The sequence below is a fragment of the Aeromicrobium endophyticum genome, from assembly GCF_003586285.1.
Classification (GTDB): Bacteria; Actinomycetota; Actinomycetes; order Propionibacteriales; family Nocardioidaceae; genus Aeromicrobium; species Aeromicrobium endophyticum.
Genome location: NZ_QUBR01000002.1, coordinates 774,325 through 796,073, shown reverse-complemented (window position 1 = coordinate 796,073; position 21,749 = coordinate 774,325). Strand labels below are relative to the sequence as shown.

The 21,749-nt window shown below is 70.2% G+C and carries 15 protein-coding genes; 7 read left to right on the top strand and 8 right to left on the bottom strand.

Annotation, left to right across the window (positions count from 1 at the left end):
* Positions 1-184 precede the first annotated feature (184 nt).
* Both DX116_RS14420 and DX116_RS14415 read right to left on the bottom strand, forming a co-directional pair.
* On the bottom strand, positions 185-2,371 hold the full coding sequence (locus DX116_RS14420; protein ID WP_199716086.1) for a S9 family peptidase: 2,187 nt from the start codon (positions 2,369-2,371) through the stop codon (positions 185-187).
* Positions 2,368-3,678 carry a DNA polymerase IV gene (locus DX116_RS14415; protein WP_119705655.1) on the bottom strand — a complete coding sequence of 437 codons (1,311 nt, stop codon included), beginning with the start codon at positions 3,676-3,678 and terminating at the stop codon, positions 2,368-2,370. Before DX116_RS14415 ends, DX116_RS14420 begins: the two co-directional genes overlap by 4 nt.
* A 124-nt stretch (positions 3,679-3,802) precedes the next feature.
* Here DX116_RS14415 and DX116_RS14410 point away from each other — a divergent pair, with 124 nt between their 5' ends.
* From DX116_RS14410 to DX116_RS14390, 5 genes are all read left to right on the top strand, one after another.
* On the top strand, positions 3,803-4,810 hold the full coding sequence (locus DX116_RS14410; RefSeq protein WP_158592001.1) for a DUF4192 domain-containing protein: 1,008 nt from the start codon (positions 3,803-3,805) through the stop codon (positions 4,808-4,810).
* A 38-nt stretch (positions 4,811-4,848) separates the two neighbouring features.
* On the top strand, positions 4,849-5,808 hold the full coding sequence (locus DX116_RS14405) for an SPFH domain-containing protein (protein ID WP_119704930.1): 960 nt from the start codon (positions 4,849-4,851) through the stop codon (positions 5,806-5,808).
* A 62-nt stretch (positions 5,809-5,870) separates the two neighbouring features.
* Positions 5,871-7,349, top strand: a complete 1,479-nt coding sequence (locus tag DX116_RS14400) for a glutamate--cysteine ligase family protein (RefSeq protein WP_119704929.1) — start codon at positions 5,871-5,873, stop codon at positions 7,347-7,349.
* A gap of 102 nt (positions 7,350-7,451) precedes the next feature.
* Complete coding sequence (locus DX116_RS14395; protein WP_233556795.1) at positions 7,452-8,882, top strand: RNA polymerase sigma factor; 1,431 nt, start codon at positions 7,452-7,454, stop codon at positions 8,880-8,882.
* 184 nt (positions 8,883-9,066) lie between these two features.
* Positions 9,067-10,521, top strand: coding sequence for a phospholipase D-like domain-containing protein (locus DX116_RS14390; RefSeq protein WP_119704927.1), 1,455 nt, complete (start codon positions 9,067-9,069; stop codon positions 10,519-10,521).
* A gap of 110 nt (positions 10,522-10,631) precedes the next feature.
* Here the strand turns inward: DX116_RS14390 and DX116_RS14385 are convergent, their stop codons facing one another.
* On the bottom strand, positions 10,632-10,856 hold the full coding sequence (locus DX116_RS14385) for a DUF7455 domain-containing protein (RefSeq protein ID WP_119704926.1): 225 nt from the start codon (positions 10,854-10,856) through the stop codon (positions 10,632-10,634).
* A gap of 211 nt (positions 10,857-11,067) precedes the next feature.
* On the opposite strand from DX116_RS14385, the gene DX116_RS14380 reads away from it, so the two are divergent.
* Both DX116_RS14380 and DX116_RS14375 read left to right on the top strand, forming a co-directional pair.
* Complete coding sequence (locus tag DX116_RS14380; protein WP_119704925.1) at positions 11,068-13,128, top strand: DNA gyrase/topoisomerase IV subunit B; 2,061 nt, start codon at positions 11,068-11,070, stop codon at positions 13,126-13,128.
* Positions 13,125-14,036: a DUF1707 domain-containing protein gene (locus DX116_RS14375; protein WP_119704924.1), complete on the top strand. Its 912-nt coding sequence runs from the start codon at positions 13,125-13,127 to the stop codon at positions 14,034-14,036. Before DX116_RS14380 ends, DX116_RS14375 begins: the two co-directional genes overlap by 4 nt.
* Positions 14,037-14,040: 4 nt before the next feature.
* Here DX116_RS14375 and DX116_RS14370 read toward each other — a convergent pair whose 3' ends face one another.
* From DX116_RS14370 to DX116_RS14350, 5 genes are read right to left on the bottom strand one after another with little or no spacing between them, the layout of a single operon-like run.
* On the bottom strand, positions 14,041-16,182 hold the full coding sequence (locus DX116_RS14370; protein WP_119704923.1) for an acyltransferase family protein: 2,142 nt from the start codon (positions 16,180-16,182) through the stop codon (positions 14,041-14,043).
* Positions 16,182-16,676 carry a beta-class carbonic anhydrase gene (locus tag DX116_RS14365; RefSeq protein ID WP_119704922.1) on the bottom strand — a complete coding sequence of 165 codons (495 nt, stop codon included), beginning with the start codon at positions 16,674-16,676 and terminating at the stop codon, positions 16,182-16,184. The genes DX116_RS14370 and DX116_RS14365 overlap by 1 nt, the downstream gene beginning before the upstream one ends.
* A 30-nt stretch (positions 16,677-16,706) precedes the next feature.
* Positions 16,707-18,467, bottom strand: a complete 1,761-nt coding sequence (locus DX116_RS14360; RefSeq protein WP_199716085.1) for an MFS transporter — start codon at positions 18,465-18,467, stop codon at positions 16,707-16,709.
* 7 nt (positions 18,468-18,474) lie between these two features.
* A complete protein-coding gene (locus DX116_RS14355; protein WP_119704921.1) occupies positions 18,475-19,182 on the bottom strand; it encodes an LppX_LprAFG lipoprotein in 708 nt (235 codons plus the stop codon).
* Between the two features lie 3 nt (positions 19,183-19,185).
* Positions 19,186-21,666 (bottom strand): DNA gyrase/topoisomerase IV subunit A, encoded by a 2,481-nt coding sequence (locus tag DX116_RS14350; protein WP_119704920.1) that lies wholly within the window; start codon positions 21,664-21,666, stop codon positions 19,186-19,188.
* Between the last annotated feature and the right edge of the window lie 83 nt (positions 21,667-21,749).

Genomic DNA, 21,749 nt, shown 5'->3' with positions numbered 1-21,749 from the left:
CCTCGGCGGTGGTGTTGCCGGTTCTGGTGCTCACGGTGCGCCTCCCATCAGTGTCTGTACTGATTGGAACGCGCGAGTGTGCCTCAGGATTCCGCTCTCAGTCAAGTCTTAGGGTGTGCGTGCTATGTGCGCGGTTCGACGCCGCGGGCGGTGGACCGTCCACCGTACGAGCGGCGAGATCGCGTCATCCGGTGGCAGAGCCACCGCCGGACCGGGGCGGTGCTGAATCGGCGGTGCCGACGGTGTCGATGATCCAGGCGAGCTCCCAGGCCCGCTCCTTCCAGGACGCGTAGCGCCCGCTGACGCCTCCGTGACCGGCGTGCATCTCGGTCTTGAGCAGGATCGGCGCGTCGCCGGTGGCCGTGGCGCGCAGGCGGGCGACCCACTTGGCGGGCTCGACGAACATGACGCGGGTGTCGTGCAGGCTGGTGACGGCCAAGATGGCGGGATAGGCGTGCGCGCCGACGTTCTCGTACGGCGTGTACGACTTCATGTAGGCGTAGACCTCGGGGTCGTCGAGGGGATTGCCCCACTCGTCCCACTCGATGACGGTGAGCGGCAGCGACGGGTCGAGGATCGTGGTGAGCGCGTCGACAAAGGGCACCGCCGCGACGATGCCGGCGAAGGCGTCGGGCGCGAGGTTGGCCACGGCTCCCATCAGCAGGCCGCCGGCACTGCCGCCCTCGGCCACGAGCCGCTCCGGCGACGTCCAGCCCTCGTCGACCAGGTGACGTGCTGCGGCGACGAAGTCGGTGAACGTGTTCTTCTTGTGCAGCTGCTTGCCGTCGTCGTACCAATGACGTCCGAGCTCGCCACCACCGCGCACGTGAGCGATCGCGAACACGAAGCCGCGGTCGAGCAGCGACAACCGCATGACCGAGAAGCCGGGGTCCATGCTGGCCTCGTAGGAGCCGTAGCCGTAGATGAGGGCGGGGGCGGTGCCGTCGCGGGGCGTGTCCTTGCGACAGACGATCGAGACCGGCACGCGGGTGCCGTCGTCGGCGACGGCCCAGCTGCGGTGCTGCTCGTACTCGTCGGGGTCGTACCCGCCGAGCACGGGCGCCTGCTTGCGCAGGACGAGCTGCCGCGCGGAGGGGTCGTAGTCGTAGACCGACGACGGCGTGACGAACGAGCCGACGCCGACGCGGATGAGCGGCGGGTCCCACTCGGCGTTGCCGCCGACACCACTGGTGAACAGCTCTTCGCCGAAGTCGACCTCGTCGAGGGCGCCGATGCCATCGCCGTCGAGCGGCAGCAGCCCGATGCGGGCGAGCGCGTCGCGGCGGTACGACACGACGATGTAGCGGGCGAAGACGTCGACGTCCTCGAGGCGCGTGGTGTCGCTGCCGGCGATGACGACGGTGCAGCCGTCGAGGTCGGCCAGCGGCTCGGCCTGGACGGGCACCGTCACGAGCTCGAAGTTGATCGCACCCTCGTTGTGCAGGATGACGAAGCGGTCCTCGCCGGCGATGACGGCGTGCTCGAGCGAGTACTCGACACCGTCGCGGCGGGGGAGCACGACACGGAACTCGCCCTCCGGCTGGTCGGCCTCGAGCACGCGGTACTCGCTCGTGATCTTGGACGACATGCCGATGACGAGGTACTTCTCGGAGTGGGTACGACCGACGCCCACGAAGTAGCGCTCGTCGGTCTCCTCGTGCACGAGCACGTCTCCGGACGGATGGGTGTCGACGGTCGACCCGACGGCATGGCGCCACACGCGGAACGGTCGCCACGCGTCGTCGACCGTCGTGTAGAACAGGTGCGTGCCGTCGGCCGACCACGTGGCGCCGCCGCTCGCGCCGGTGATCTCGTCGGCCAGCACCTCGCCGGTGCGCAGGTCCTTGATGCGGATCGTGTAGCGCTCGTCGCCCTGCGTGTCGACCGACCAGGCGAGGAAGTTCTCGTCGTCGCTGACGCTGAACGCTCCGAGCGAGAAGAACTCGTGTCCCTCGGCCTCGACGTTGGAGTCGAGCAGCACCTCTTCGCCGGGGATCGTGCTGCCCGCGTCGAGCGTCGGCGGGGTCCAGTCGTCGGGATCGGTCACGGCGCAGCGGCACCGGATGGCGTACTGCTGCCCCTCGACGGTGCGGGCGTAGTACCACCAGGCGCCGTGACGGGTGGGGACCGACAGGTCTGTCTCGAGGGTGCGCGACTTGATCTCGTCGAAGATCTGCTGGCGCAGCGGCTCGAGGTGCGCCGTGGCGGCGTCGGTGTGGGCGTTCTCGGCCTCGAGGTAGGCCAGCGTCGCTGGGTCGTCCTTGTCGCGCAGCCACTCGTAGTCGTCGACGAACGTGTCGCCGTGGTGGACGCGGTTGACGGGGCGGCGCTCCGCGACGGGGGCGGGCACGGACGTGTCGGGCGCGGTCATGACTGAAACGTACCGCTGTGCCCCGCGTCGAGCGCGGGGTCGTCGGCGCGGAACGTGTGCACCGGGCCCGGAGACGTCCAGCGGGTCTCGAAGCGGACCGTGACGCGTCCGAGGCCGGCGCCCCACACCCACCCGTCGCCGTGGGCCTCGTGGTGGACGTCCATGCCCGGGTACCAGCGGACGGGGCGCTGCTCGACGGTCGCGGACGCCTCGTCGTCGGTCTCGTCGGGGGCGTCGTCGCCCGACGAGAACAGGTCGTCCTGCACCCAGTCGGCCAGCCCGCTGACGCCGACCCCGAGCAGGCGCAGGCCGTTGCTGATGTCTTCGCCGGCCAGGAGCCCGCGGGCCTTGTCGGCCAGGACGCGCGCACTGTCGGTGGGGTGCGCCAGCGTGGACGAGCGCGTGTGCGTCTCGAAGTCGTGGTGCCGCATCTTGAGCGTCACGGTGCGTCCGGACAGACCGCTCTTGCGCAGGCGGCCCGACACCGTGCGGGCCATGCGGTCGATGATGGCCTCGAGCTGGAGGCGGTCGGAGATGTCCTGCTCGAAGGTGTCCTCGACGCTGACCGACTTGGCCTCGCGCGACGCCACGACGGGACGGTCGTCGTCGGCCCGGGCCAGCCGGTGCAGCGACCGCCCGGCGGCCTGGCCGAGCAGGCGCACCAGCTCGTCCTCGCTCTGCTGGCGCACCTCGTCGACGGTCATGATGCCCATGCGGCGCAGGCGCTCGGCGGTGGCGGGGCCCACGCCGGGGATCGCGGTGGCCTGCATCGGACCGAGCACGTCGACCTCGGTGCCGGGAGCGACGACGAACACCCCGTCGGGCTTGTTGATCTCGCTGGCGATCTTGGCCATGAGCTTGGACGAGGCGACGCCGACCGATGCGGTCAGCCCGCCGGTGACCGATGCGATGTCGGCCCGGATGCGCTCGGCCGACTCGGCGACACGGTCGGGGTCGAAGGCGGGGCCGGCCGCGAGGTCGACGAAGGCCTCGTCGAGCGACAGCGGCTCGATGAGCTCGGACTCCTCGCGCAGGCGCTCCATCACGAGCCGGCTGGCCTCGCGGTAGGCGTCGAACCGGCCGCCGAGGAAGGCGGCGTGAGGGCACCGGGCCCGCGCCTCGGCGGTGCGCATCGCCGATCGCACGCCGTGCACGCGCGCCTCGTACGAGGCGGTGGCGACGACGCCGCGGGGGCCGATGCCGCCGACGATGACGGGCTTGCCGCGCAGCGAGGGCTTGTCGCGCTGCTCGACGGAGGCGAAGAACGCGTCGAGGTCGAGGTGCATGATCGACGCCGTTGACCGCATGCGTCCATTGTCGCTCCCACCTCCGACACCGCCGTCGTCCACACCTCGGCCTCTGGATCTCGGTGATCCACAGGCGGTCCCCGGACGGTGTCGCCGGAGGTTTGCGACGACGAGCGTTGACGGCATGACCCAGACCCCCTCGCTGTTCGTCGCGCACGACGCCTCGGACCTCATCAACTCCCTGCCCACGCTGTTCGGCTTCAGGCCCGACGAGTCGATCGTCGCGGTGGCGACGACGGGCGAGCGGCGCCGATTCGGCTTCAGGCTGCGCGCCGACATCCCGTCGCCCGAGCTCGTCGACGCGGAGGCGGCCCGCATCGTGGGGCACCTGCGTGCCAACGGCGCCGAGGGCGCCATCCTCGTCGCGGTCACGCGCCGGCAGGAGGTCGCGCTCGACCTGCTCGACGCGATCCATGCCGAGCTCGACGAGTCGGGCGACATCGAGCTGGTCGTCCGCGTGCGAGCCGACGGCGAGCGCTACTGGACCGACTCCCTCGGGTCGCCGGCGGCCGGTGTCGCCTACGAGACGTCCGACCACCATCTCGCGATCGTGCAGGCCGTGGCCGCGGGGCAGCAGATCCTGCCCGACCGCGAGTCGCTGGTCGACCGGTTCGCCGCGGTCACGGGGGAGCGGCGACGCTGGCTCGAGCGCGCCACCGACGAGATCGTGGCCGAGGTCGTCCCGATGGTGGCTCGCACCTGGCCCGACCAGGTCGCTGCGGTCGGCCTGACGGTGGTCGATCCGATCCTCGACCGGGCGCTGGCCGGCTGCCGGATCTCGGACGCCGACCTCATCCGACTGGCGGCCTGCGTGTCCAGCATCGACGTCCGTGACGCCGTCTGGGCCCGGATCACCCGCGAGACGGCCGACGACATGCTGCGGGTGCTGACGGTCGTGAGCGGCAGCGTGGTGCCGCCGTTCGAGCCCGCCGTGCTCAGCCTGACGGCATTCGCGGCGTGGCTGACCGGCGACGGGGCGCAGGCGCTCGTCGCCGTCGAGCGTGCGCTGCGGGCCGACCCCGCCTACTCGATGGCGCGGCTCGTCCTCGAGATCCTCGAGCAGGGAGTCTCGCCCGCGCACTGGACCGCGTTCGTCGACGCTGGTGCCGACAGCCTGTCGGACGACGGATAGCCTGCTCCCGACCCGCTGCCCTCACCCCGAGGAACCTCATGCCCGCCAACCTCTCGCTCGCCGTGTTCCTGCTCGTCGTGGCGCTCGTCGTCGCGATCGTCTGGAGGAGCCGCCGCGGCGCGTCCGCCTCGCCGACGTCGGCTGCGGTCCGTCGCTGGACCGGGTACGGCGCGCTCGCCACCGCAGCCCTGGCTCTCGTGCTGCTCGCGACGTCGTGCGTCACCCAGGTCACGACCAAGAACGTCGGGGTGGTGACGTCGTTCGGACGTCCGGTCGGCGCTCTCGGCAACGGGCTGCACCTGAAGGCGCCCTGGCACAAGGTCACCGAGTTCGACGCCGCCGTGCAGACCGACACCCACAAGGCCGGTGACGGCGATGGCAGCTGCACCGACATCCGCATCGGCAACCAGTCGGTCGCCTGCGTCGACAACTCGGTGCGCTGGCGCATCGTGCAGGACTCGGCCGACGACCTCTACCGCGACTACCGCGAGTTCGAGAACGTCCGCGACAGCCTCGTGACGCGCGAGCTCGACGCCGCGCTCAACGAGGTGTTCGCCGACTACGACCCGCTGGCCGGGGTCGACACCAATGGTGCGTCCACGGCGCCGAGCCTCGACGAGCTGTCCGAGGCCGTCACGACGAGGTTGCGGCAGAAGGTCGGACAGCAGGTCGAGGTGCTCAGCGTGATCATCCCGCTGGTCTCGTTCGACAAGACCACGCAGGACAAGATCAACGACTACCAGGCCGAGCTGGCCAACACCCGCATCGCGCGCCAGAAGCAGCAGACGGCCGACGCGCAGGCCGAGGCCAACCGCAAGCTGTCGAGCTCGGTGTCCAACGACCCCAACGTGCTGGTCTCGCGCTGCTTCGACATCCTCTCGGAGATGGTGGCCTCGAAGGAGCCGGTGCCGGCGGGCTTCACGTGCTGGCCCGGCGGCGGCACGGGCATCGTGCTGCCATCCGCTGGCCAGTCCGGGTCGCGGGACGCCGAACGCTGATCCTCACCGCCCGTCGTCCGTCGTCACGGGCGCGCGGTACCGCGCAGCCCTAGGCTGTCGTCATGGGACAGGACGTCGACGCACGTGAGTTCAGTCGTGAGGACCGCACGCTCTACCGCGCCAAGGTCCGCAGGTGCCTCGACGTGTTCGCCCGGATGCTCGGCGAGCACGACTTCAGCGTCGAGCACACGCAGGTGGGCATCGAGATCGAGTTCAACCTGGTCGACGGCGACGGGGCCCCGGCCCTGAAGAACGCCGAGGCGCTCGAGGCGATCGCCGACCCGGACTTCCAGACCGAGCTCGGGCTGTTCAACATCGAGATCAACGTCCCGCCGTCGCGGATCGACGGCACCGGACTCGAGACGCTGGAGCAGTCGCTGCGCGACGACCTCAACGCGGCGCAGGACAAGGCCGCCGAGGTCGACACGCACCTGCTGATGATCGGTATCCTGCCCACGCTGCTCGAGGGGCACTTCAGCCGCGAGGCGATCTCGGCCAATCCCCGCTACCACTTGCTCTCCGAGCAGATCCTTGCTGCCCGCGGCGAGGACATCGAGATCGTCATCGACGGCGTCGACCGCCTCGACACCACGGCCGACACCATCATCCCCGAGGCGGCCTGCACCAGCACCCAGCTGCACCTGCAGGTCGAGCCCGAGGACTTCGCGCCGACATGGAACGCCGCGCAGGCCATCGCCGCGGTGCAGGTGGCCGTGGGCGCCAACTCCCCGTTCCTGCTGGGACGGCAGCTGTGGCACGAGACCCGCATCGCGCTGTTCGAGCAGGCCACCGACACGCGCGGCGAGGAGCTCAAGGCGCAGGGGGTGCGTCCGCGCGTGTTCTTCGGCGAGCGCTGGATCACCTCGGTGTTCGACCTGTTCGAGGAGAACAGCCGCTACTTCCCGGCCCTGCTGCCCATCGTCGACGACGAGGACCCCGTCGCCGAGCTCGAGGCGGGGCGCGTGCCCAACCTGGCCGAGCTGCGGCTGCACAACGGCACGGTCTACCGCTGGAACCGGCCCATCTACGACGTCGCCGACGGACGCCCCCACCTGCGCATCGAGAACCGTCTGCTGCCGGCCGGCCCGACGGTCGTCGACACGATGGCCAATGCCGCCCTGTTCTACGGGCTGGTCAAGGTGCTCGGGTCGAGCGAGCGCCCCGTCTGGTCGCAGCTGTCGTTCCGTGCGGCCGAGGACAACTTCCACCAGGCCTCGCGGGCCGGCATCGACGCGTCGATCTACTGGCCCGGCGTGGGGGAGGTGCCGGTGCGCGAGCTGGTGCTGCGCCAGCTGCTGCCGCTGGCGCACACGGGGCTCGAGCAGCTCGGCGTGGCGGGCGACGTGCGCGACCGGTTGCTCGGCGTCATCGAGCAGCGCTGCATCACGGGCCGCAACGGCGCCACCTGGCTGATCGAGGAGTTCGCACACCAGAGCGGCCTCACGGGCGACCGTGCCGAGGCGATGAGGGCGACCACCGTGGAGTACGAGCGGCACATGCACGCGGGGTCGCCCGTGCACGAGTGGCCGGGCCGGTCCTGAGAGGACCCTGAGATGCCGGTGCTTGGGCACCCGTGACACACTGGAGCCAGAGGTTGACCCCAGGCCTCTTTGTTGCGCCCATCAACCGTTTGTGAGGTCGACGTGCCGGTGAATCCCGCTTCTGAACCCCAGACGCAGGCTGTCACCCAGCGCCGCTCGAAAGCGTCCGCGGACGGATTCTCAGAAGAACCTGAGAGCTCCCGGGCCCCAGACGACACGCTGTCCGCAGCCGAGAAGACCCCAGCCACACACGTCCCAGCCCCTGCGAAAACAGAAACGACCGTGACGAAGACTTCAGCCAGCCCCGCCAAGAAGACTCCCGCCGCCAAGGCCACGACCAAGAAGGCGCCGGCCAAGAAGGCCGCCTCGAAGGTCGCGGTTCCTGAGGAGGGCAGCGTTCCTGCTGCCGTCGACCTCGCCGAGGCCCTCGAGGTCCCGGCCGTCGGCGACAAGGCCGCCGCGGTCGACGCCCAGGGCAAGAAGATCCTGCCCGACATCCCCGACGAGGAGTTCGAGAAGGACCTCGCGACCGACCCGACGCTGAAGGAGGACGAGAAGTCGTCCTACACGCTGTCGGCGGCCGACGAGTCCGACGAGCCGGTCCAGCAGGTCATGGTCGCGGGTGCGACCGCCGACCCCGTCAAGGACTACCTGAAGCAGATCGGCAAGGTCTCGCTGCTGACCGCCGGCCAGGAGGTCGAGCTGGCCAAGCGCATCGAGGCGGGCCTGTTCTCCGAGGAGAAGCTCGGCAAGGGCGGACGCATCTCCGAGAAGATGCGCGAGGAGCTCGAGTGGATCGTGGTCGACGGACGTCGCGCCAAGAACCACCTGCTCGAGGCCAACCTCCGTCTGGTCGTCTCGCTGGCCAAGCGCTACACCGGCCGCGGCATGCTCTTCCTCGACCTGATCCAGGAGGGCAACCTCGGTCTGATCCGCGCGGTCGAGAAGTTCGACTACACCAAGGGCTTCAAGTTCTCCACGTACGCCACCTGGTGGATCCGCCAGGCGATCACCCGCGCGATGGCCGACCAGGCCCGCACGATCCGCATCCCGGTGCACATGGTCGAGGTCATCAACAAGCTCGCCCGCGTCCAGCGCCAGATGCTGCAGGACCTCGGCCGCGAGCCCACCCCCGAAGAGCTCGCTATCGAGCTCGACATGACGCCCGAGAAGGTCGTCGAGGTGCAGAAGTACGGCCGCGAGCCGATCAGCCTCCACACGCCCCTGGGCGAGGACGGCGACTCCGAGTTCGGTGACCTCATCGAGGACTCCGAGGCCATCGTGCCGGCCGACGCGGTGTCGTTCACCCTGCTGCAGGAGCAGCTGCACGCGGTGCTCGACACGCTCAGCGAGCGCGAGTCCGGCGTCGTCTCCATGCGCTTCGGCCTGACCGACGGTCAGCCCAAGACGCTCGACGAGATCGGCAAGGTCTACGGCGTGACGCGCGAGCGCATCCGTCAGATCGAGTCCAAGACCATGAGCAAGCTGCGCCACCCGTCGCGTTCGCAGGTCCTGCGCGACTACCTCGACTGATCGGGCTCCGAGCCGGACGCGTGGTCACGCGTCCGGCTTGCGCCTGCGCAGCACCCGTCTGAGTTAGACTGTCGCGACCACCACCAGCGTCTTGGAGATCAAACCTGTGCACACAATCGGCGGATCACGGCGCGTAGCACGCGCTCTCGGAGTGGGTCTCCTGGCCGCAAGCGTGGTGTTGGGCATGGGCTCCATCGCCTCCAGCGCCGAGGACACCGACACTCCCAACCCCCAGGCACCTGCCACGTCGTCCGACCCCGTCACCTCGGGCACGCCCGCGGCGTCGGTCCAGGCCGCCGCATCTCCCTACGGCGTCGAGTACCCCGTGACGCTCGAGGCGAACTTCTCGCGTCCCTACCGGGCCGTGACCAGCTCGGCCAACGGCGACTTCACGCTGCTCGACGACCTCGAGCGCCTCATCCGCGGCTCCTACATCGACCCGCGCACCGGCAAGAAGCTGCCGAAGTCCGTCATCCAGGGCAACACGGTGCTGGTGGCGACGTCGCAGATGCCGCAGTCCAAGCGCGTCGGACGTGTGTTGGTGAAGGCGGCCAAGGCCGGCGTCCAGGTGCGCTTCATCCACGGTCGCGCCACGCAGTCGGCGTCGTCGCGGGCGCTGCAGAAGGCCCTCAACAAGAAGGGCCTGCGCGACTCGCACTTCAAGATCTGCGCCAAGGGCAAGAGCCTGGCCTGCCTGTCGGGTCTCAAGGGCGCGATCATGCACTCCAAGCTCGTCATGGTCAGCAACACCTTCACCCGTGACAACCAGCCTGCCAAGGGCGCGGTCTGGACCGGGTCGGCCAACCTCGGCGGACGCAGCGCCGAGCAGACGTACAACAACGGCCTGACGGTCTACAACGACAGCAAGCTGTGGGCCCAGACCTTCCAGATGTGGAAGGACATGTACGCCGAGCGCAACATCGGCAACAACTACCTCGGCTACGTGGCGAAGCACGCCAGCCGCTACGGCCTCGCGCCCGCCGACGCACAGGCCGCGGGGTACACCAACGGCTACGCCAAGTACGGGATGTTCTACTCCAACCTGGCCAACGTCACGATCTACGCGACGCCCATCCGCGCGACGCCGACCAACGGCAAGGACCCGATCCTCAACACCCTCAACCGGATCGTGCCCGACGACCAGTGCCGCATCCGCCTGCAGCACAACCGCTTCAAGTACCGCCGCATCGCCGTGGCCGAGAAGCTCGTGCAGCTGTCCAACGGTGGCTGCAAGATCAGCGCGGTCGCCTACGAGGACAACCTGAAGGTCAACCAGAAGCTGCACTGCCAGCAGCTCATCCGCATCTGCCGCCCGATCCTCGACGTGCTCAAGACGTCGAACCAGCGCATCGACGTCGCCTGGGCCAAGCCGCACGACAAGACGATGCTGGTCGACGCCAAGATGCGTCGCAACCCCCTCAACCCCGAGGAGGTCGCACCCGACGGCACGCTGAACTGGCCGGCCGACGGTGTGCGCATGAAGCTGGTCCAGGCCGGCTCGGCCTCGCTGACGGGCTCCAACCTCGTCGTCAGCGACGAGATCACGACCGAGACGACCGATCCGTCCATCTACGAGGACTACCTCGAGCACTGGAAGGCGATCCTGAAGTCGCACGAGTACAAGGCGTACCCGTACTGAGTCATCCACGACCCGGGGTCACGGCCACACCGTGACCCCGGCACGACGCGAAGAGCCGGCCAGAAGTTCTGGCCGGCTCTTCGCGTCGTGCGTGGTTCGTGGGCGGTCGATCAGACGTCGTCGTCGACCAGCTCGGTGGACGATCCCGAGAGTCGCTCGCTCTCGTCGTGGATGAGCGCGGACATCTCGCGCAGCTTCTCCTCGTGCTGGCGGGCGTGGTGAGCGCAGAACAGCAGCTCTCCACCTCCGCCGAGTGTCACGCGGACGTACGCCTGCGCGCCGCAGCGGTCGCAGCGGTCGAGCGAGCTCAGCTTGGGGGCTGTCAGTGTTGTCACGGTGACCTTCTCTCTGAGCCATCGGCGGGCTTTCCTGGATCAACATCCAATCACGGGGCGGTATTCCGCGTGATCGTTCGTGACCTATGACATAGATACTCCCCGACCGCGGCAAATCCGCGCAGGCGCGCGGCGTGGAGCGTGTCAGACCGCGTCACGCGGGCGCCGCTGACTAGGCTGGGACGAGGTCAATCGTCGCGAGAAGGAACCCATCATCGACAGCACGTACGACGCCCGCAACCTCCTGGTCCTCGAAGGCCTCGAGGCTGTCCGCAAGCGTCCCGGAATGTACGTCGGCTCCACCGACACGCGTGGTCTCATGCACTGCCTGTGGGAGATCATCGACAACGCGGTCGACGAGGCGCTCGGCGGCCACGGCTCGCACATCCTGGTCGCCCTCCACGGCGACGGCTCGGTCGAGGTCCACGACCAAGGACGCGGCGTGCCGGTCGACATCGAGAAGAAGACCGGGCTGACCGGTGTCGAGGTCGTCTACACCAAGCTGCACGCCGGCGGCAAGTTCGGCGGCGGCTCGTACGTCGCGACCGGCGGCCTGCACGGCGTCGGCGCCTCGGTGGTCAACGCCCTGTCGTCGCGGCTCGACGTCGAGGTCGACAAGGGCGGCTTCACGTGGGCCATGTCGTTCCGGCGCGGCGAACCCGGCGTGTTCGACGGCGACGGACCCGACGCCGGCTTCACGCCGGGCAACGAGCTGCGCAAGGTCGGCAAGGTCGCCAAGGCGCGCACGGGCACCCGGGTGCGCTACTGGGCCGATCCGCAGATCTTCATCAAGGGCGCCCACTTCGCCTACGACGAGCTCGTGGCGCGGGCCCGTCAGACGTCCTTCCTGGTGCCGGGCCTCGAGCTGGTCATCCGCGACGACCGCGGCGAGGTGCCCCACGAGGAGAAGTTCCGCCACGACGGCGGCATCGCCGAGTTCTGCGAGTTCCTGGCCCCCGACGAGGCCGTGTCCGACGTGCTGCGCCTGCAGGGCGAGGACGTCTTCACCGAGACCGTTCCCCTGCTCGACGCCAAGGGCCAGATGACCGCGCAGGACATCGAGCGCAACCTGGGCGTCGACATCGCGATGCGCTGGGGCACGGGCTACGACACCGAGCTCAAGTCGTTCGTCAACATCATCGCGACGCCCAAGGGCGGCACGCACGTCAACGGCTTCGAGCGGGCGGTCACCAAGACCTTCAACGAGACGCTCAAGACCACCCGGCTGCTCAAGTCGGGCGATCCCGACGTCATCAAGGACGACGTGCTCGAGGGCGTCACGGCCGTCGTGACGGTCCGCCTGGCCGAGCCGCAGTTCGAGGGCCAGACCAAGGAGGTGCTGGGCACGCCCGCGGTGACCAAGATCGTCAACCAGGTCGTGGCCCGAGAGCTCAAGAAGTTCCTCGGCGCCACCAAGGCCGCCGACAAGGCCAAGGCCCGCCTGGTGATGCAGAAGGTCGTCGACGCGTCCCGCACGCGCCTGGCGGCCCGCCAGCAGCGCGACACGCAGCGCCGCAAGAATGCGCTCGAGTCGAGTGCGCTGCCGGCCAAGCTGGCCGACTGCCGCAGCAACGACGTCGAGCGCTCCGAGCTGTTCATCGTCGAGGGCGACTCGGCGCTCGGCACGGCCAAGTCGGCCCGCGACTCGGAGTTCCAGGCCCTGCTGCCGATCCGCGGCAAGATCCTGAACGTCCAGAAGGCCAGCATCGGCGACATGCTCAAGAACGCCGAGTGCTCGTCGATCATCCAGGTCGTGGGCGCGGGGTCCGGCCGCACGTTCGACGTCGACGCGGCACGTTACGGACGCATCATCTTCATGGCCGACGCCGACTCCGACGGTGCACACATCCGCTGTCTGCTGGCGACGTTGTTCTTCCGCTACATGCGCGACCTCGTCGATGCCGGACGCGTCTACACCGCCGTCCCGCCGCTGCACCGCATCGAGCTGACCAACCCCAAGAAGGGGCAGGACAAGTACATGTACACCTACTCCGACCCCGAGCTGCAGCGCACGATGGCCGAGCTCAAGCGCAAGGGCGTCCGCTGGAAGGAGCCCGTGCAGCGCTACAAGGGCCTCGGCGAGATGGACGCCTCGCAGCTGGCCGAGACCACGATGGACCCCCGGCACCGCACGCTGCGTCGCCTGACCGTCGATGACGGCGAGGCCGCTGCCGAGGTCTTCGAGCTGCTGATGGGCAACGAGGTGCCTCCCCGCAAGGAGTTCATCGTGCAGGGCGCGTACGAGATCGACGCCGACAAGATCGACGCGTGACGATCGACCACTCGAGCGACTTCGACGCGCGTCGGGTCGGTCGGCGGCAGCGCCGTGCCGCGGCCAGGCTCATCCGTCGCGCGACGGCGCTGACGGCGGCCGACCGCGAGCTGCGGGTGCAGCAGGCTCGCGCGGCACGGACGCGGGGCGAGCTCAACGCGCTGACGCGCGGCCTCGAGGCCATGGCCGCCGCGCCGGTTCGGTCGTCCGTGGCTCGGCCGCCGATGTCGGGACTGCCGGTCGCCACACCCCCCGCTGCCCTCCAACGCGCCGCTCCCTCCGTGCCCGGTGCGCGGCCGCCGGCGTCGCCTGCCTGGCCGCCGTCCTCCCCGCCGCCCCAGCAGCCGCCCGCCCGCCGCCGCTCGTTCAACAGCAAGATCCTCGTCGGCCTCGTGGCCCTGGTGCTGGCGTGCGGCGGCAGCGTCGTGTCGTGCGTCAGCTCGTTGGTCGACACGGTCTCCGACAGCTCGTCGGGCGGGTCGTCGTCGGGTCCTCCCGACCTCGCAACCCACGCCGGGCTGACCGGCATGATCGACGCCTACGACGACGAGGTCGACGACGCCGCAGTGCTCCTGGTGGTCGAGCCGCGGTCGGCCGAGCTGTGGACCGACTCCGGTGCCACGACGTCCACGCGCTACCGGTACGACGGAGACGTCACCCGGGCCAGCGACGTGCAGGGGTACTCGTCGGAGCTGCCCTTCGACCTCGACGACATCGACCTCGACGTGGTGCTCGCCGCGGTGCGCCAGGCGCGACGCACCTCGGGCCTCGCGGACGACGACGCCCGGGTGCAGATCACCGGCAGCGCGGGCGGTCCCCGCACGCTCGTGACGTTCCCGAGCTCGACGCGGCCGACGTACCAGCTGTTCGTCGACCACGACGGCGACGTGGTCTACGAGACCGACTAGCCCGTCAGCGCCTGCGCTTGGCCAGCAGGCCGTCTCGCTCGAGCTGGGCCCCGACGTAGGGTGCCATGGTCGTCATGTACGTCTTGCTGATGTGGCTGATGTCGCGGTAGACGTTGACGCCGCCGATGACCGCCGGGCACGTCGTGGCGGAGCAGTAGTAGCGCGTGAAGTCGAGCAGGGTGCTGTTCTCGACCTGGCGGGTCGCCTCGATCAGCGGGTCGTAGTTGGGGAAGGCCTTGGAGCGCGGCAGGGCGCAGCTCGACGCGGTGATCGTGCGTTCCTGAGCCAGGCAGGTGTTGGTGTCGGCCGGCTGGAAGGGGTTGTCGCGGATCACCGCGACCGGGATGCCGCGATCGGTCATGGTGCGCCAGGTCTCGGCGAATCCCGCGACCTGATCGGCGGGTCCCGAGGCGGGGTCGGGATGGGCGAGTGCCGTGGTGACGACCAGGTCGATGTCGGCGGCGTTGTCGTCGAGCCAGGCGTTGACGCTGTCGCGCCACTCGTAGCAGTCGTCGGCGACCGCGCGGTCGGGATTGGGGTGCGGGTTGGTCGACCAGCTGCACCCGCCCTTGACCTGCGCCATCAGGAAGATCTTGCCCTCCTTGGCGAGCCTGACGAACAGCGGAAGCACCGAGCGGGCGTGCGAGTCGCCGAGCACGACGACGTGGGGGAGCGAGGGGTCGTCGCGGTCGCCGAACACGCAGCTGCCCCGTGCCCGGTTGGTCGACCGGCAACCGGGATAGCTGGCGTCGTCGCGGCGCACCGCAGTCGTGTCGGGCACCAGCATGCCGTCGAGCGCCGGGTTGACGCAGGGCGTGCCGGGAGCCATCGAGGCCGCACCGAAGCAGCGCGGCGGCTCGGCCGAGACCTTCGCCGTCAGCTTCTGCGCGCGGTCGGCCGCTGCATCGGCCGACCGGATGCCTCCGAGGCAGGCCACGGCGATGGCCGCCGCGCCCAGCGCCGTGAAGGCGAACGTGACGGTGCTGCGCTGGATGCCGAGCCGGCGCCCGGTGCGGACAGGGTCCTCGACGAACCGTTTGGTCGCGGCAGCGGCCGCGAAGGTCGCCACCAGGATCGCCACTCGCGCGCCGAAGCCGAGGTCGTGCCCCAGGACGACCGGCAGGACGACGATGGCCGGCCAGTGCCACAGGTACAGCGGGTACGAGATGTCGCCGGTCCACTGCACGGGTCGCAGCTCGATGAGCCGCCCGGGGGACAGCCGCGAGTCGGGCATGCCCGCGGCGATGACGGCGACGGTCGCCAGCACCGGCAGCAGCGCGGCGAAGCCCGGGAAGGGCGTGGACCCGGTGAGGAACAGACCGCAGCACAGCAGCACCAGCAGACCGACCCAGGAGAGCGCCGCACCGACCAGCGGCGGCAGGGCTGGCGCGCGCCTGCGCCCCTGCGACGCACGGAGCGTCAGCAGAGCCAGCAGGGCACCGGCGCCGAACTCCCAGGCACGGGTGAAGGTCGAGAAGTAGGCGAACGAGACGCTGTCGTACGTCAGCCACAGCGAGTACGCGAAGCTGGCCGCCGTGGCGACCGCGACGACCGCGGTGACGGTCGACAGCTGGCCCACGCGCAGGCGTGCCGCGACCAGCACCGCCACGAGCACCAGCAGGGGCCACGCGACGTAGAACTGCTCCTCGACCGACAGCGTCCAGTAGTGCTGCGCGACGCTGGGGGCGTTGTCGGCGGCGAGGTAGTCGACGGCATCGTTCGCGAGCCGCCAGTTCTGGACGTAGAGCGCCGACGAGAGGATCTCGCGGAAGTTCTGCGTCCAGTCGAGGCGCGGCATCCACGCGAAGACCGCGACTGCGGAGGTCGCCAGCACCAGGTACGCCGCCGGCAGCAGGCGCCGCGCCCGTCGGGCCCAGAAGCGTCCGAGCCTGATGCGGCCCGTCGACGTGACCTCGCGCGCCAGGTGGGACGTGATGAGGAAGCCGGAGATGACGAAGAAGACGTCGACGCCCATGAATCCGCCCGGGAGCCGCCCCGGCCACAGGTGGTACAGCACGACGAGCAGGGCCGCACCCGCGCGCAGCGCCTGGATCTCGGGGCGGACGGGACGCGGGACACGCGCGCCAGGGGTCCCGGGTGCCCCGGGGGACGGGTCGGGAGCCGCCGGGTCGGACGTCGCCGACATCAGACGATGGGCTCGAGCAGTCCGCTGTCGACGTCGTACAGGAATCCGCCGACCGAGACGGCGTCGCTGATCAGGGGATGGGTCTTGACCCGGATCACGTCGGCCTCGATCGTGCGACGCTGGTCGTCGATGGCGCCGAGCGTCATCCACTCGGCGTCACGTCCGGAGCTCTCGCCGAGACGGCGCTTGAGCTCGTCCTCGGACGACGTCGCCATGGCGCACCGGGTGTGCTCGACGACCAGGATGCGCTCGACGTTCAGCAGGTTGACCCCGAGCACGAGTGCGACGAGCGCCTGGTCGGTCACGCGGCCACCCGGGTTGCGCAGGATCTTCGCGTCGCCCGCCTTCAGCCCGATCATGTTGAGCGGGTCGATGCGCGAGTCCATGCACGTCACCATCGCGACGCCCGCGCGGGCGATGCCGTCGAACCCGGAGAGGGAGAACGAGTCGGCGAACGAACGGTTGGCGGTGAGCAGGTCGTCGAAGTCAGCCATGCCCCAAGAGTATCGAGCGGCCGGCAGCGGTCAGGCCGCAGCCTGCTCGGGGACGTCGTGGGCCGGCCGCAGCAGCACGAGGGCCAGCACGGCGGCGATCAGCGCGCACACGGCCGCCCCGACGAAGACGGTGTGCAGCTGGGTGATGCCGGCGTCGCGCACGGCGTCGCGATAGGACTGGCACAGCGTGGCACCGGCGCCGCAGAGCTCGGCGACCGGGGGGATCTTGTCGGAGGCGGCGTAGAAGGCGCGCAGCCCGATGGTGGTGAGTGCCGAGATGCCCAGCAGCATGCCGACCATGCGCGAGACGATCAGCAGCGCCGACGAGACTCCGTGCACCGCGTCGGCGGTGTGCACCAGCAGGACGGCGTTGACCGGGGCGATCGCGAGCCCGAAGCCGAGACCCGCCAGCACGAGCGACCACGTCTCGGTCTCGCGGCCCAGTGACGTCGCGTCCCACGTGGACATGTGCCAGAACGCGATCGCACTCAGGACCATCGCGACGGCCGTCAGCAGGTGCGCCGGCACCCGCCGCAGCAGCCATCCGCCCACGACGGCGCCCACGGGCAGTGCGACCAGGAACCGCACCAGCACGAGCGCCGCGTCGAGCTGGGAGTCGCGGTAGACCGTGAGGCGGGCGAAGAACGGGATGTCGACCAAGGCGGCGATCAGCGCGGCACCGATGAAGAACGACACCACGATCGAGCCCCAGGCCGGCCGGGCGCGGAGGGCGCCGCGCGGCACGAGCGGACGCTCGGCTCGTCGCTGGCGCAGCACGAAGCCGGCGAGGGCCACGAGCGCGACCGGGACCAGCCACGGCGCGTCGGGGGAGACGGCGCCGCTCTCGGGTTCGGCCGAGGCGAAGGTGACGATGACGGCTCCCAGCGCGACGGTCAGCAGCAGCGCGCCCCACAGATCGGTCTCGCGCGCCAGCGCGGGCCAGGCGCGCCAGTCGACGAGGGGGCGGCGTGCGGTCGCCAGCCGCGCGACCAGCAGCACCACGAGGGCGAAGGTCGCCAGCGCCAGGGGTGTCGTCCAGCGGGAGTCGCCCGTGACGGGCAGGTAGGCCCGCCCGATCTCGACGTCCTGCACCAGGCGGTCGGGAGCCGTCATGACGAGCGAGAGCCCGGCCAGTGCCAGCACCGCCAGCACGGATCCCGGCCAGTCGAAGCGGGGGTCGCTCGAGGGGCGGGGATCGCTCGTCGGGCGGGACGCCCGCAGGGGGAGGATCGCTGCCACGAGCACCAGGCCCACGGCGCAGTTGAGCCAGAAGATCGCCCGCCAGTCGCCGATCGCCAGCACCACCGCGCCGTAGAGAGGACCGAGGACGCTGCCGAGCTCCTGCACCGCGCCGACGACACCGAGCGGGAGCCCCCGGCGGTGCGGCGGCCACAGATCGGCCACGAGCGCCAGCGTCGGGGGGATCAGCCCGCCGCCGCCGATGCCTTGGACGAGGCGACCTGCCACCACCGTCTCGAGGTTGTAGGCCGCCGCGGTGACGAGCGAGCCGACCGCGAAGACGACGAGGGACCCCAGCAGCACCGGCACGCGTCCGCGCAGGTCGGAGATGCGTCCGATCAGCGGCAGGATCGCGACGTAGCCGAGCAGGAAGCCCGAGACGATGGGGGCCGCGCGCTGCAGCTCCTCGGTCTCGAGGCCGACCGAGGTCATCATCTCGGGCAGCGCCAGCACCACGACGTACGTGTCGGCGGCGGCGAACGAGATGGCGACGGCCGCGAGCGCCAGCAGCGTCCTGGAAGCGGGCGTGATGGTGCCCTCGCGCGCAGTCATCGGAGGGTCAGGGTGCCTTGATCGTCACCGGTGTGTCGGACGTCTCGAGGGCCACGACGTACGTGACGGACGCGTCGCCGGGGTAGAACGGGCCCGTGATGGTGGCATCGCGCAGGACGTCGTCGTCGTCGAGACGGTAGGTGACCGTGAAGTCCTTGCTGGGCGAGGCCGACGGGATGATCGTCGAGACGATGCTGCCCGGCAGCGCGCCCTTGATCGACGTCAGGACGTCCTTGCCGTCGCGGGACTGGCCGTCCTCGCTGAGCTTCTCGGTGCTGGTGAGGATCTCGGTGATGCCGCCGTCGGCCTCGAGCAGGGTGGCCGGATCGGGAGCCTTCAACGTCTCGGGGTCGATCGCGGTGAAGTCGGGCAGGAACCCGGTCTTGGCGTAGACCTTGCCGCCGGTGGCGATGACGTCGGCACCGAGGCTGGCGCCGCCCGTGACGACGGTGACCTTGCCCGTGAACGCCGGCGAGTGGTTGCCCTTGCCCTTGGCCGAGAGCAGACCCGTCACTCCGTCGGGGATGCTCTTGGTCGACAGCGAGATCGAGATGGTCTCGGCCTCGTCGAGGGTCTTCTTGGCATCGGCCAGTCGCGCGGCCAGATCGTCGCCACCGCCCGCGGAGCCCCCGTCGGAGGAGTCCGACGACCCGGTGCAGGCGGACAGCAGCAGTCCGGTGGCGAGCAGGGCGGGAATGAGGTGTCGAGTGCGCACGGCTCAGTCTTGCACGGGCTCGGCCGGTGCAGCGGTGACGCCGATCTGTGTCGCGAGGGGGCCGGCGACGGCGGCGATCGGCTGGCCGACGGGCACGCCCGACCCGTCGCGACGGTCGCTGGGCTCGGGCAGGTCGACGGCCGTGCCGCTCGTCGCGCACGCCATCGGGGCGCCGTCACCGGCCCAGGCCAGCAGCAGCTGGTCCTCGCCCTTGAGCAGCCGGTGGCACCGGACTCCGCCGGTGGCGCGACCCTTGGGCGGGTAGATCGCCATGGGACTGACCTTGACGGTGCCGACCTGCGTGCCGGGCAGGGCGCTGCTCGACCCGGCGACGGTCACGACGTGCGCGTCGCCGACCGCCGAGACGGCACCGAAGAAGACCGCGGACTGGCCGGCCGCGAGCTTGACTCCGGCGACACCGCCGCCCGATCGCCCCTGTGGACGGACGAGGGAGGCCGAGAAGTACAACAGCTGTGCGTCGGACGTGACGAAGACCAGCTCTTCGTCGCCGGTGGACAGTGCCTTCGCACCCACGACGGAGTCTCCGTCGGCGAGGGCGATCAGCTCCCACTCGTCACGGCCGAGGCGATCGGGCTTGACCCGCTTGACGGTGCCCTGGCGGGTGCCCAGCGCGATGCCGGGCCCGTGGTCGTCGAACGTCATGAGTGCGAGCGGTGCCGCGTCGAGGTCGGCGATCTCCGACAGCGGCACGCCGCCCTGCAGATTGGGCGACTGGGCCGTGGGGGGCAGCGCCGGCAGGTCGAGGACGCTGATGCGGCGCACCCGCCCGGACGTCGTGACGACGCCGATCTCGCCGCGCGCGGTGGTGCGGACCGCCGAGACGATCGTGTCGTGCTTGACCCGCCGGTCGACGTCGCCGACGGGGGAGGCGTCGGTGGTGCGGGCCAGCAGCCCGGTCGCCGACAGCAGGGCCCAGCAGGGGTCGTCGGCGACCTCGAGCGGAGCGGCTGACGTGGCGGTCTGGCCGGACGACTCGAGCAGCACGGTGCGCCGCGGGGTACCGAACGTCTGCGCCATCTCGGCGAGCTCGTCGCCCACGACGGTGCGCAGCAGCTGCTCGTCGCCGAGGATCGCGTCGAGCTCGTCGATCGTGCGACGCAGCTCGGCGATCTCCTTCTCGACCTCGATGCGGTCGTACTTGGTGAGCCGTCCGAGCGTCAGGTCGAGGATGTACGTGGCCTGGATCTCCGACAGGTCGAAGACGCTCATGAGGCGCTCGCGGGCGTCGGTGCGGTTGTCGCTGCCGCGGATGAGCTGGATGACCTCGTCGATGTCGACCAGGGCGAGCATCAGCCCGTCGAGGAGGTGCAGGCGGTCTGCGGCCTTGCCCCGGCGGAAGGTCGTGCGACGCCGCACGACGTCGATGCGGTGGTCGAGGTAGACCTCGAGCAGCTGCTTGAGCCCCAGGGTGCGGGGCTGGCCGTCGACCAGGGCCACGGCGTTGATGCCGAACGAGCTCTCCATCGGGGTGCTCTTGAACAGCTGCTCGAGGATCGACTCGGGGATGAAGCCGTTCTTGATCTCGATGACCAGGTGCAGACCCTTGTGCCGGTCGGTCAGGTTGGTGATGTCGGAGATGCCCTGCAGCTTCTTGGCCTGCACGAGCTTCTTGATCGCCTCGATGACCTTCTCGGGGCCGACGTTGTAGGGCAGCTCGGTGACGATGATGCCCTTCTTGCGCGGCGTGACGTTCTCGATGCGCGTCGAGGCGCGCATGCGGAACGAGCCGTTGCCGGTCGCGTAGGCGTCGCGGACGCCCTCGAGGCCCACGATCTTGCCGCCGGTGGGCAGGTCGGGGCCGGGGATGAAGCGCATGAGGTCGTCGAGGTCGGCCCGCGGGTTCGTGATCAGGTGGCGCAGCGCCTGCACGACCTCGATGAGGTTGTGCGGTGCGATGTTGGTGGCCATGCCGACCGCGATGCCGCTGGCGCCGTTGACCAGCAGGTTGGGCAGGGCCGCCGGCAGCACGGAGGGCTCCAGCTCGCGGCCGTCGTAGTTGGGCCGGAAGTCGACGGTGTCCTCGGTGATCGAGGCCGTCATGGCCTCGGCAGCGGCGTGCATGCGGATCTCGGTGTAGCGCATCGCAGCCGGGGGATCGTCCTGCGAGCCGAAGTTGCCGTGACCGTCGGCCAGCGGGAGCCGCAGCGACCACGGCTGGACCAGGCGCACGAGGGCGTCGTAGATCGAGCTGTCGCCGTGAGGGTGGAACCGGCCCATGCTCTCGCCGACGGGTCGCGCACTCTTGACGTGGCCGCGGTCGGACCGCAGCCCCATGTCGTCCATCGTGTAGAGGAGGCGCCGCTGGACGGGCTTGAGACCGTCGCGGGCGTCGGGCAGGGCGCGCGAGTAGATGACCGAGTACGCGTACTCGAGGAAGCTCGTGCGCATCTCGTCGCCGACGTCGGTGTCGAGGATGTGCTCCTCGAAGTCTTCGTCGGGTGCCGGCTTGCTGCTGCGGGCCATGCCGTCCTCTCGGGATGCGGAACGGGTGGGGTGCGGGTGTCGCAGACCATTTTGGCGTGTCGCCCCATCTCGGGCACCACCGC

Coding starts and splice junctions, on each gene's coding strand:
- DX116_RS14420 (WP_199716086.1), bottom strand. CDS start 2,371: ATGACCGCGCCCGACACGTCCGTGCCCGCCCCCGTCGCGGAGCGCCGC.
- DX116_RS14415 (WP_119705655.1), bottom strand. CDS start 3,678: ATGCGGTCAACGGCGTCGATCATGCACCTCGACCTCGACGCGTTCTTC.
- DX116_RS14410 (WP_158592001.1), top strand. CDS start 3,803: ATGACCCAGACCCCCTCGCTGTTCGTCGCGCACGACGCCTCGGACCTC.
- DX116_RS14405 (WP_119704930.1), top strand. CDS start 4,849: ATGCCCGCCAACCTCTCGCTCGCCGTGTTCCTGCTCGTCGTGGCGCTC.
- DX116_RS14400 (WP_119704929.1), top strand. CDS start 5,871: ATGGGACAGGACGTCGACGCACGTGAGTTCAGTCGTGAGGACCGCACG.
- DX116_RS14390 (WP_119704927.1), top strand. CDS start 9,067: ATGGGCTCCATCGCCTCCAGCGCCGAGGACACCGACACTCCCAACCCC.
- DX116_RS14370 (WP_119704923.1), bottom strand. CDS start 16,182: ATGTCGGCGACGTCCGACCCGGCGGCTCCCGACCCGTCCCCCGGGGCA.
- DX116_RS14365 (WP_119704922.1), bottom strand. CDS start 16,676: ATGGCTGACTTCGACGACCTGCTCACCGCCAACCGTTCGTTCGCCGAC.
- DX116_RS14360 (WP_199716085.1), bottom strand. CDS start 18,467: ATGACTGCGCGCGAGGGCACCATCACGCCCGCTTCCAGGACGCTGCTG.
- DX116_RS14350 (WP_119704920.1), bottom strand. CDS start 21,666: ATGGCCCGCAGCAGCAAGCCGGCACCCGACGAAGACTTCGAGGAGCAC.